General features: G+C 36.5%; 6 protein-coding genes. 3 read left to right on the top strand and 3 right to left on the bottom strand.

Annotated elements, in window-relative coordinates:
* Positions 1-7: 7 nt before the first annotated feature.
* The 3 genes from MYP_RS11270 to MYP_RS11260 form a co-directional block, all read right to left on the bottom strand.
* A complete protein-coding gene (locus tag MYP_RS11270) occupies positions 8-784 on the bottom strand; it encodes a ParA family protein (RefSeq protein ID WP_045463150.1) in 777 nt (258 codons plus the stop codon).
* 652 nt (positions 785-1,436) lie between these two features.
* Positions 1,437-3,248 carry a membrane protein insertase YidC gene (gene yidC / locus MYP_RS11265; protein ID WP_045463146.1) on the bottom strand — a complete coding sequence of 604 codons (1,812 nt, stop codon included), beginning with the start codon at positions 3,246-3,248 and terminating at the stop codon, positions 1,437-1,439.
* A 36-nt stretch (positions 3,249-3,284) separates the two neighbouring features.
* Complete coding sequence (locus MYP_RS11260) at positions 3,285-4,916, bottom strand: CTP synthase (RefSeq protein ID WP_045463143.1); 1,632 nt, start codon at positions 4,914-4,916, stop codon at positions 3,285-3,287.
* 281 nt (positions 4,917-5,197) lie between these two features.
* Here MYP_RS11260 and MYP_RS11255 point away from each other — a divergent pair, with 281 nt between their 5' ends.
* The 3 genes from MYP_RS11255 to MYP_RS11245 all read left to right on the top strand — a co-directional run bounded on the left by MYP_RS11255 (position 5,198) and on the right by MYP_RS11245 (position 11,727).
* Positions 5,198-9,721: a PKD domain-containing protein gene (locus tag MYP_RS11255; RefSeq protein WP_045463140.1), complete on the top strand. Its 4,524-nt coding sequence runs from the start codon at positions 5,198-5,200 to the stop codon at positions 9,719-9,721.
* Positions 9,722-9,924: 203 nt separating this feature from the next.
* The gene (locus tag MYP_RS11250; RefSeq protein WP_052430109.1) at positions 9,925-10,986 is read left to right on the top strand and encodes a PorP/SprF family type IX secretion system membrane protein; all 1,062 of its coding nucleotides are present in this window, start codon (positions 9,925-9,927) and stop codon (positions 10,984-10,986) included.
* Between the two features lie 171 nt (positions 10,987-11,157).
* Positions 11,158-11,727, top strand: a complete 570-nt coding sequence (locus MYP_RS11245) for an L-threonylcarbamoyladenylate synthase (protein WP_045463137.1) — start codon at positions 11,158-11,160, stop codon at positions 11,725-11,727.
* Positions 11,728-11,744: the final 17 nt, after the last annotated feature.

The raw sequence follows: 11,744 nt of genomic DNA, 5'->3' as shown, positions 1-11,744 counted from the left end.
TCGGGTATTAACTTAATGCTACTTTATTTCTTTCAAGAATCTCCTGAGCTAGATTCAGGTAACTGATAGCTCCTTTGCTTTCTGCATCATGAGCTATAACAGGCAATCCAAAACTTGGAGATTCACTGAGTTTAATATTTCTAGGAATAATAGTTTCAAATACAAGGTGCTGGAAGTGAGTTTTAACTTCTTCCACTACCTGGTTTGATAATCTTACCCTTGGATCATACATTGTAAGGAGAATTCCTTCGATTTCAAGCGCAGTGTTAAGTCTGGTCTGGATAATCTTAATAGTATTAAGTAGTTTTCCTAATCCTTCAAGGGCAAAGTACTCACACTGAACCGGTACTAATATGGAATCAGCAGCAGTCAAGGCATTTACCGTGATAAGACCAAGTGAAGGTGAACAGTCTATAACTATATAATCGTATCTTTCTTTTGCATTCTTTAAAGATTCTTTCATCTTTTCCTCTCTGTGATCAAGGCTGATCATCTCTACTTCCGCACCTACAAGGTCGATGTGAGCTGGAAGGAGGTCCAGGAATGCTACATTGGTGTTAAGAATTAGCTCATCAGCATTTATTCCGTCAACCATGCATTCATAGATACTTTTTTCAATTGTCTTTGGGTTAAAACTTAATCCTGAGGTTGAGTTAGCCTGAGGATCAGCGTCTACCAATAGGGTCTTAAATTCCAGAGCTGCAAGACTGGCAGCCAGGTTGATAGCGGTTGTGGTTTTACCTACTCCACCTTTTTGATTGGCAATTGCAATGATTTTACCCATTTAAATTAAAATAATTAAGTTTAACTGAATCTCCTATTTCCAAATAAAATTAACGCTTTTTCTCCTCATTGTGCAATTATTTTTACTTCAGGAAGCCAATTTAAATTTCAGATATTGATCTGTTTTTTAATTAATTGATTTTCTTTGGTTAAGAAATAATGCGCCAGAGGCTTATTACGCTCTGAAAACAATGCAGGATTTTACTCCAATCTTTTTCCAAACGAAGCTTTTAAGCAGTGGTTGGTGAATAAACATCAATTTTTCAAAATTTTTCAGAACTTAAAAGACATTCAGTTTCGAATATTTTCAAAATTTCTGACAAAGTGATTTTTAAAATTAAGATAAAATGAAATGAAGGTGTGCTAATTGTTTATTTTATTATACACATATTTTGCACTAATGGGATGTGGAAAGGATGTGGATAAGTGGAAGGTTGCTGGATGTTAGAGGGTTACTTTGAGTTAAAAGTTTAAAGTCGAAAGTTTAAAGTTTGAGAATGTATTTTCTCGTTCTGCAAAATATGTCTGGTTCAAAAGGCGAGGTCTTTCAATAAAAGTTGTCTTTTGTCTTGCTTCAAAATGAAAAAAGCAGCAAATCAGATCTCTCTGTCTTGCTGCTTTTTTACTTTCAACTTTAAGCTTTTAACTTTTAACTATTTTTTCTTCTTTTTAATTTCTTCTTCTCTAGCCTTCATAGCCTCCTCAACTCTCTGCATCCATTTGGATTTTTTCCCTCCTGTGGTAGCATATTTCTTTCTGTTTTCATCTAAAACAGCTCTGATTTTGTTTTCATCAACAAATCCTTTGATAATATATTGCTGCCCGATTGAAACTAAGTTGGAAACTAGGTAATAGAAACTCAAACCTGCAGGGAAGGAGTTAAGAACAAACATAAAGACAACCGGCATGATGTATGAAACAGATTTCATTGGTCCGGTAACTGTACTTACCTGATTATTTACCCAAGTTAACAAAAGGGTAGAAAGGGTCATCAGGAAGGTAAATAAGCTGAAGTGATTTCCGTAGGTATCGCTAAGACCCCAGATATGAGTGTTCCATGAGAAGATAGAATCATATGTGGAAAGGTCATTAGCCCATAAGAATGGCTCTTGTCTTAGTTCTATTGAGTTCGGGAAGAAGTTGAACATCGCAAGGAGGATAGGAGTCTGTAAAAGCACAGGAATACATCCGCTTAAAGGATTAATTCCAACTTTTTGATATAACTGCATCTGCTCAGCCTGCACTTTTTGCATATCATCGCCATTTCTTTCCTTTATTTCGTCAATTTCAGGCTTCAATACCTTCATTTTAGCCATTGAAATGTATGACTTGTAGCTAAGAGGAAATAGAATAGCTTTTAGTAAAAAGACAAGAATGATGATGATAACCCCGTAATTTCCAATAAACGTTTCGAAGAAATTAAATACTGGAATTACTATGAATCTGTTGATCAGATTGATAACGGGCCAGCCAAGATAAACGTTTTTGTCATAATCAGGAGCAGGAACTGCTCTAAGTGTTTGATAATGATTAGGGCCGAAATAAAATTTATATTTTCCTTTTCCTGAAGTTAAATCATTATAGGGCAATGTCACTGAAGCTTCCAGATGCTTCAGACTTGCAGTGTCTCCTTGATTTACATGACTTTTAACTGTCCCGTTAGAAAATTCATTTTCAGCGATAAATCCTGCGTTGAAGAATTTTTGCTTCATGGAAACCCATTTAATCGGTTCGCTTAAAGTAGTGCTTTCCGGATCATTTGAGGTTTCGTTAAGATGATCAAAACCTTCTTTTACAGTATAATAATTTACTGAGGTGGTAATTCTGCTTTGTTTCAGGTCATATTCCACCTTTGGGGCATCTGCTTTCCAGTCAAAAACAACAGGTTGGTTTTGCAGAATACCGGTCATACCGTCAAATTTCAGGTCATAGTTAACCAGATATCCTTCAGGTGCAATAGAATAAGTCTGGGAAATCGCATTACCTGGAGATAAAGTAGCCTTGAAAATTACCTTTGTTGTATCTCCTGACTTTTGAGTCTCAGCCTGATAAAACAGAGTTGATAAGTCAAGATTTCCGGTTTTAGATGCAGCGAGAAGGGATATGTTGCTATTAGCTTCATCTAAAAGGTATAAAGGTTTTTTCTGATCGGTCAGATAGTGTTTCAAAAGTACACTTTTGATTTTACCACCTTTTGAGGAAAAAGTAACCTTGATGTCTTTGTTTTCAGCGACAACATCTTTTGCTTCTCCTGAGGCCAGATTGGCAAGCTCCCCATATGCAGCCTTTAGCTGCTGTTGTTTTACCGAGTCAGGAATTACTTCTTCTGTTTTTTGGGGAGTAACCTGAGTCGATTGTTGTTGTTGTGCGTTTGGTTGGGGTTTATCTTTTTGCCCGAAGTACATAAAGTACAGTAACATCATGGCAGTAATTAACACTATCCCCGTAACCTGATTCTTATCCATCTTAAATTATTAATTATCTAAAAATATTTTCAGTTATTATTCTGTTTTAGACTCTTTTTCTTTTGAAAATTCAATGGCTGCTTTTACAAATTTAACAAACAGCGGATGTGGATTTAATACTGTACTTTTCAGCTCTGGGTGGAACTGTGTACCTATATAAAATCTGTGATCCTTTAATTCAATAATTTCTACCAGGCCAGTATCCGGATTTATTCCGGAAGCAATCATACCAGCTTTTTCAAACTGTTTCAGATACTTGTTGTTAAATTCATATCTGTGTCGGTGTCTTTCGGTAATTTTAGATTTACCATAGATATGATGCGCTTTACTTCCCTTAGTTAATTCGCATGGATAGGCTCCCAATCTCATAGTTCCGCCTTTTTTCGTAACATTTTTCTGAGATTCCATCATATCAATAACCGGGTTAGGGGTCTTTTTGTCCAATTCGGCAGATGCAGCATCTTTTATACCAACCACATTTCTGGCAAATTCGATAGCTGCACATTGCATACCAAGACATATACCGAAGAATGGAATGTGATTTTCTCTGGCAAATTTTACCGCTTGAATTTTTCCTTCAATTCCTCTTTCTCCAAAACCTGGTGCTACCAGTATTCCATCAAGATTACCTAAAACAGAAGGAATAGTTTCGGCAGTAAGGTGTTCAGACTGAATCCATTTAATTTTTACCTTACATTCATTTTCTGCTCCCGAATGTACAAATGCTTCAGCAATAGATTTATAAGCATCAGGTAATTCTACATATTTTCCTACAAGACCAATCTGTACTTCATGGGTAGTATTTTTCAGCTTTCCGAGAAAATCTTTCCAGGTGTCGATTTGAGCTTCTCCTTTATGTGGAAGTTTCAGCTTGGTTAACACTCTTTCGTCCAGTTTTTCCTTTTTCATTAATAAAGGAACATCGTAAATCGTTTCAGCATCAAGAGATTCAATAACTGAGTTTACATTTACGTTGCAGAAAAGGGCAAGCTTTTTTCTGATTTCAGCAGGAATTGGATGCTCTGAACGGCAAACTAATATATCCGGCTGAATTCCTGATTCAGAGAGTTGTTTTACAGAGTGTTGAGTTGGCTTGGTTTTTAATTCTCCTGCTGTTTTAAGGAACGGAACCAGGGTAAGGTGGATCACAAGCGTATCATGTGGACCAAGATCCCATCTTAATTGTCTTACAGCTTCTATAAAAGGAAGAGACTCAATATCGCCTACGCATCCGCCTATTTCTGTAATAACTATATCATAGTTTCCTTTTTCTCCTAAGGCAAGAAAATTTCTCTTGATCTCATCTGTAATGTGAGGAATAACCTGAACGGTTTTTCCTAAGAATGCACCTTCTCTTTCTTTCGAAATTACATTATGGTAAATTCTTCCTGTAGTGACATTGTTTGCCTGAGAAGTGTTGATATTCAAAAATCTTTCATAGTGACCCAGATCCAGATCTGTTTCAGCTCCATCCTCAGTTACATAGCATTCGCCATGCTCATAAGGGTTAAGAGTCCCCGGATCTATATTTATATAGGGATCAAATTTTTGAATAGTGACGGAAAACCCTCTGGACTGAAGCAGTTTCGCAAGAGATGCGGAGATTATTCCTTTTCCTAATGATGAGGTTACCCCTCCTGTTACAAAGATATATTTAGCAGAAGCCATAAGTACTAAAAAGACTCTATTTTACTTATGGGATACAAAGGTATATGTTTCGTCTTATAAATTTATACAAATCCCCTTTTTTGTGTATTATTTTTTTGAAAAGCTAAGAATGTGAAACTTTAATAAGGGTATACCATGAATCCACCTCTTGGAAATGGAAATCTGTCAAAATAAGTTCTATCATTATCACTTTTTGATTATCTTGTGAAGTTGTTTTCTGCAAATAAGGCACACCTGATCAATTGTTTATTGGATAAATTATAACAGTTGGGATTGTATTTATGCGTGAAAAGATATCATTTACCTGGAAAATCTGTATTTTATTTTTATTGAGTCTGGATTCATTTGAAGTCTTGGCTCAATGTCCTTTACCAGAGTTATATGATTTAACTTTCGCAAATCCTTCCTCTTCCCAGACATGGGTCAATTGTATCGATAACGAAACTGATCCGGATATATATAATCTGGAGTTGATGTCTCCTCGTGATATTGAAAATTATACCATTGATTTTGGTGATGGTTCTGCGCCCATATCAGGTACACTCTGGCCTTCCAATACAGTACTTTCTCACTCATTCGGTTTGGGGAAATTTTCAATAACACTTACGGAGAAGAAAACAGGTTGCACTATAAAAACAATAAAAGGTACCTTTATTAATGACCGAAAAGCGGGAGCAGCAGCTTTGCCTCCTACCATAGGAGCAAGTACCTGTGCACCCAATATTCTTTCATTTAAAAATACTTCCACCAATACTTCTCCTTTTACAAAGTTCGAATGGTCTTGGGGAGATGGGACTAAAGATGTAACAGATGCTTCCAATGCAGGACAGGTAATGTCACATACTTATCAAAAAGGAACGTCCAGTTGCAATATGATTGTCCGACTCACTGCCACGGGTTTGTGTGATGCCTCATTTGCAAGTTATGGCCCATTTAATTTTTGGGATACTGATTCGGCTATTATCAGTGCTTCTGTGAAACAAATTTGCGGGGCAGATTCAGTGGTTTTTAAAGATGTTTCTAAATATAACTGTAATAATAAACAGGCCAGGAAAATAAAATGGGAATCGGCTGATTTAGGTATTTCAACTTCCTGGCTTCAGGCTTCTCCCATAAACAGATCCCTTAAGGCATTCATTACCGGAGTGCCAGGTGCCACTTTTAATATCACACTTCTTGATTCCAACTTTTGCGGGGTTAGTCAGACCTCTATGAAAGTAGAAATTATTGATCCTCCTGTTTCTCAATTTACCACTTCATCTACTGATATTTGTGCAGGGGATTCAGTATTATTTCAAAATAGCTCAACAGGCGGTGGAAACAGATTTAGATGGAATTTCGGTGATGGAACGGGTTGGATTGAAAATAATAATCCTACTCTTTTCCATCAATACAGTGCTGCAGGAAAGTATACGGTCCAGTTGGCTTCCATTCAGGATAAAGCCCTTGGCTGTTCTGATACTTCTGTCTCTGTAATATCTGTTGTTGGGATTCCTCAAGCCAATTTTACTTTTGTTAAACCTACAAGTTGTGGAAAGGCCTCTGTCTTGTTTAATAATGCGTCGATCGGAGCATCTTCTTATACATGGGATTTTGGAAATGGAATAACTCAGACTGGTCCTGGCCCCTGGACTATTGACTTCGATCCAGGTTATTATAGTGTCCGATTAATAGTACATAACAACCTAAACTGTAGTGCAGAAAGAACTGCTGCTGTTATCGTACCTCCGGATATTTCATTTAATGTGTCCTCAGATCCTGTATGCCAGGGGAATATTAGTAAGTTTAAAAACTTATCCGATTTATTGCCTGCAGTACCTTGTGCCTCTGGATCAATATTGAGAGAACAATGGGATAATATTACAGGCGCAGCTACTGTAGTAAGACTTACTTCTCATGCAAATTTTCCGGATAAGCCTTCCTCAACTTCTTTACTTACAGATTATTTTGAGGGGCCTGTGAATATCGGAGATAATTACGGCTCCAGAATTCATGGATTTATTTGTCCTCCATCTGATGGTATTTATACATTCTGGATCTCAAGCAATGGAGATTCTGAACTCTGGCTTAGTTCCAGTTCAAAAGTTTCAGATAAAACAAAAATTGCTTATGTATCCGGAACTACCACTTTGAGGCAGTGGAACAGATATATTTCTCAGCAATCTTTACCTGTCTTTCTAAAAGCAAACCAAAGGTATTACATAGAAGCACTTCATAAGGAAAGTAATCTGGATGATCATTTATCAGTTGGCTGGCAATTACCGGATGGGACTTTTGAAAGACCTATTCCCGCAAAATATCTTAGCCCATATACTCCGGGAACTGAGATAACATCCTGGTCCTGGACCTTCGGAGATGGAGGGAGTGCTTCTGTAAAGCAGCCTGGTCATTTATATAATACTCCCGGTACTTATGAAGTGATTATTGAGGCAGCTACAGATGTCTGTAAGAGGAAGGATACAGTTTATACTATTGTCTCACCATTGCCGGTTCCTTCTTTTGAGTCAGATAAGTGGAAGGGGTGCGCTCCATTTGATGTTAAAATTGCTAACAAATCACAAAATACCAGCGCCTACGAATGGAGTTTTGGGGATGGTTCGCCAGGACTGTTTACGTCAGATAACTTAGATACTATCTTTCATACTTATTTAAATAAAGGGGATGATAGTTTGAAATTTCCATTGAAACTTATTGCCAAATCCGATAAGGGATGTATGGATACGTTAATTCGAAATGTTACTGTTTATCCGTCTCCTGTAGCTGATTTTTTGTACACTCCTTCAATTCCTCAGTGCAGCCCATCCAGTATAAAACTGTCAAATAATTCATCTTTAGCGTCTTCCTTTAAATGGACGATTGAGGGTAAGGATACTATTGTCTCTTCAATGGAGTTTAATCATACTTTTGTAAACAAGACAGGTATAGTAAAAGATGAATCCATATCCATCAGAGCTATTACAGATCATGGTTGTTTTTTAGAAAAAAGTAAAACTATAATTGTATATCCTGAGCCGGAATTCAAGATCGAAGCCAAACCTAAGGAAGGTTGTCATCCGCTTATCGTGGGTTTGTCTTCTGGAGGAGCACAATATAAGTTTGACTGGGATTTCGGTGATGGTTTTAAATCTTCTGCATCTACACCAACACATGTTTTTAACAATATTACTGATAAGGATACTTTATTTAGGATCTCTCTGAATGCCCTATCTTCATTTAATTGCTCTTCAACAGTCTATGACACAGTAATTGTACATCCCAAACCTGAAGCTGATTTTAGTGAATCTGTTTCCTTTGGGTGTAGTCCTTTGTCTGTAAGCTTTTCCAATAACAGTCAGAAGGCAGGATGGTATAAATGGGATTTTGGAGATGGTATATTGCTGGATACTTTATTTGGAGATGTTACCCATGTATATGAAAATAAAACAGGTTTAATTAAAGAGTTCTATGTGAAGCTGATTTCAGGAACTGCTAATAACTGTGCAGATACTATGATCAGAAAGATTTCTGTTTTTCCTGAAGTTTTTCCTGATTTTGTGGGAGAAATGGAAGGATGCAGTCCTTTCAAAACAAAGTTTGCACCATCAGGTTCATTAATATCAAATTACACCTGGGATTTTGGGGATGGAAGTACTTCTCTAGAAACTTCTCCTGTTCACATTTTCCAGAATCCATACGCAGAGGATACTGTATTTAATGTAATTCTAAAAGTTAAGTCAGTACACAATTGTGAGGCAGAAGTAACAAAGTCTGTTTCAATCTGGGCTGGTCCTGAAGCAAATTTTACAGTAACCTCAAACACTATTCAATTACCTGATTCTGCCATTTATATAACTAATAATACTGTTGCCGGAAACTTTGATATTAAATGGGATTTTGGAGATGGAAATACATCCGGTTTAAGAGATCCTCAGGTTCACTATTATGGTTTTTATGGCAACTACAAGTTGACTCTTTTTATAAATACAGGAAAATGCACAAGCTCTTTAACGAAAGATATCAATGTGTTGGCAACTTCTCCGATTGTTAATTTCACTGGAGAAGGAGAAGGGTGTTTGCCTTTGGAGATTTCTTTTAACAATACATCTAAATTTGCGGAGCAATATTTATGGGAGTTTGGGGATGGTGAGACTTCAGAATTGAAAAATCCAAAGCATAATTATGAATTTCCTGGAGTTTATTCTGTAAGACTTTTGGCGAAAGGTAAGGGGGGCGAAAATTATCTTATGAAAGATTCAATCATATACGTAAGACCTGTTCCGGACGCTTATTTTGTATCTCAGCCTAAGGTTGTTTTTATACCCGATCCGATTTTTTTTAATAATAAATCTAAAAATGCTATCAAGTTTACATGGGATTTTGGAGATCAATCTTTTTCTGAAGAGGTGAGTCCATTGCATATATATCAAACACCAGGCAGGTATAAAGTAAAACTTTTAGCTGAAAATGAATTCGGATGTGTGAATAGCTATGAATTGGATGATGCAGCATTTGCTGAAGAAGGCGGTTCAATTGAAATTCCAAATGCCTTTACACCCAACCATGGAGGTTCGAGTGGCGGGCGAAAAGATGGAAATGGATTGAATGAAGTCTTTTATCCGCGCCTACATGATGTTACTGATTTTTATATGAGTATTTATAATAAATGGGGAGAGATGCTTTTTGAAACAAAAGATTCTTCAATAGGATGGGATGGGTACTATAAAAATCAGCTTTGCCCGGAAGATGTATATGTGTATAGGATTAAGGTGAAAATGCCAAGTGGAAAGGTGAAGGAATATGCCGGTGATGTTACTTTGATATGGTAATGGAGCTTAAAGCTTAAAGTTGAAAGCTTAAAGTAAAAAGTATAAATAATCATGGTGATTAAGGTTTTAATAAAGACCTAAAGGTTGGTGATTAAAACTGAAATCTACACTGAAAGCTTACGGAAAATGATTAAAGATGAGGTCTTTTAAGTTGTACGTAACTTCACCTTATTTAAAAAAAACAATAAAACCAAAGCGATATAATGTCAATTGCTCATATATTTTTGAGCTCTAAGTTTTCCACTTTAAACTTTAAGCTTTTCGCTTTTCGCTTTATGCTTTTGGCTTTAAGCTTATCTAACTATGTGTATGCTCAGGACCCTCAGTTTTCCCAATATTATGCTGCACCTTTATATCTCAATCCTGCTTTTGCCGGTGCCACACATGAAAGCAGGGCGATGTTTAACAACAGGTATCAATGGGTGAACCTCCCAAAGCCTTTTATTACTTATGCAGCATCGTTAGATCATAATTTTGAAAAGTTCAGAAGTGGTGTTGGGCTAATGGCAATGCTGGACAAAGCAGGAGAGGGAGCATTAAAATCAGCCTCCATAAACGGAATGTATTCCTTTCGTGTAAATCTTTCAAGCAAACTGGTTTTCAGACCAGGAATTCAATTTGGATATGTTTCAAGAAGTATTGATTATTATAACCTTACATTCGGAAGTCAGCTTGATGGAGTTTCCGGAATTCCCTATAATGTAGCAGGCAAAAGTTCAAGTGTTAATTACTTTGACTTTGGAGCAGGTTTTTTATTCTATAATAATAAATTCTGGATGGGAATGGCATCCAGTCATATTAATCAGCCGGATCAGTCATTGAATACAGGTGGAAATAAACTTCCCATAAAAACGACAGTACACGGTGGTGTAAAATTTTTTTTGAAAGAAGGGGTACACAAAAAAAAATATGGAGAACAAAAAGAAAGAAGCATTTCTCCGACTTTTGTATATAAGCATCAGGAGGATTTCGATCAGCTTGATCTTGGTTTGTATGTATGTTATGAGCCTGTTGTTACAGGACTTTGGTACAGAGGAATACCTTTTAAACGATATAATCAGGAGAATTTCAATCACGATGCAGTTGTAGTAATGGTGGGAGTGCGGACAGACAGATGGGGGATAGGATACAGTTACGATCTGACCATTTCTAGCTTAACTGCTACAAAGACAGCAGGAGCACATGAATTTTCATTGTCGTATGTTTTTAAAACCAGGAAAATAATCAGAAGGAAAGATATGGTTATTCCTTGTCCTAAGTTTTAAATACTTTTGGGAAAATATGAATGTTTTCTAAAGTAGATTTCTTGAAGACTTGTGTTCCAGTATATTTTTAAAAAAAACGATCAGAAAATAAGGAGTAATAGGAGATGTTAGTCTTTAAATTTGTAATTACTGTCTATCTTTGAGAAAAATCACTAATCAAAAATAACCTAAATGAAGTCTGAGGAAGAGATTAACCTCTGTATTGAGCAGTTAAAAAAGGGAAATGTGATTGTGTATCCTGCAGATACAATATGGGGGTTAGGCTGCGATGCTACGAACACTGAAGCAATCAGGAAAATTTATGATATAAAGAAAAGGCCGGATGCCAAAGCCATGATTGTTCTGATTCATGATATAGGACAGTTACATGACTATGTTGTAAATGTGCCTGAAATTGCATGGGATTTGGTAGATTTTGCAGAAAGACCCTTGACAGTAATTTATCCCAAAGGTAAAAATGTAAGTCCGGATTTGCTTGGTGAAGATGGAAGTATAGCTATAAGGCTCATAAAAAATGATTTTTGCAATGCCCTGCTGAAAAAGTTCAGAAAGCCTTTAGTATCAACTTCTGCCAATATTAGTGGAAGTCCTTCACCAATGAATTTTGCAGGTATTGACGAAGCAGTACTGAAACAGGCTGATTTTGTAGTAGATGTCAAATATGGGAATAATATGACTTCAAATCCTTCAACCATTGTGAAGTTAGGTCTTGATGGGGAAATAAAATTTATCCGTAAATAATCCGGAGAATATTCGTT

Origin of the sequence: Sporocytophaga myxococcoides (assembly GCF_000775915.1) — a bacterium.
GTDB lineage: Bacteria > Bacteroidota > Bacteroidia > Cytophagales > Cytophagaceae > Sporocytophaga > Sporocytophaga myxococcoides_A.
The sequence above is the reverse complement of the archived record's forward strand: the minus strand, read 5'-3'. Positions and strand labels throughout refer to the sequence as shown.

Excerpts from the sequence above, each read along its gene's own strand:
- MYP_RS11255 (WP_045463140.1), top strand. The coding sequence starts at position 5,198 with ATGCGTGAAAAGATATCATTTACCTGGAAAATCTGTATTTTATTTTTA.
- MYP_RS11250 (WP_052430109.1), top strand. The coding sequence starts at position 9,925 with ATGTCAATTGCTCATATATTTTTGAGCTCTAAGTTTTCCACTTTAAAC.
- MYP_RS11245 (WP_045463137.1), top strand. The coding sequence starts at position 11,158 with ATGAAGTCTGAGGAAGAGATTAACCTCTGTATTGAGCAGTTAAAAAAG.
- yidC (WP_045463146.1), bottom strand. The coding sequence starts at position 3,248 with ATGGATAAGAATCAGGTTACGGGGATAGTGTTAATTACTGCCATGATG.
- MYP_RS11260 (WP_045463143.1), bottom strand. The coding sequence starts at position 4,916 with ATGGCTTCTGCTAAATATATCTTTGTAACAGGAGGGGTAACCTCATCA.
- MYP_RS11270 (WP_045463150.1), bottom strand. The coding sequence starts at position 784 with ATGGGTAAAATCATTGCAATTGCCAATCAAAAAGGTGGAGTAGGTAAA.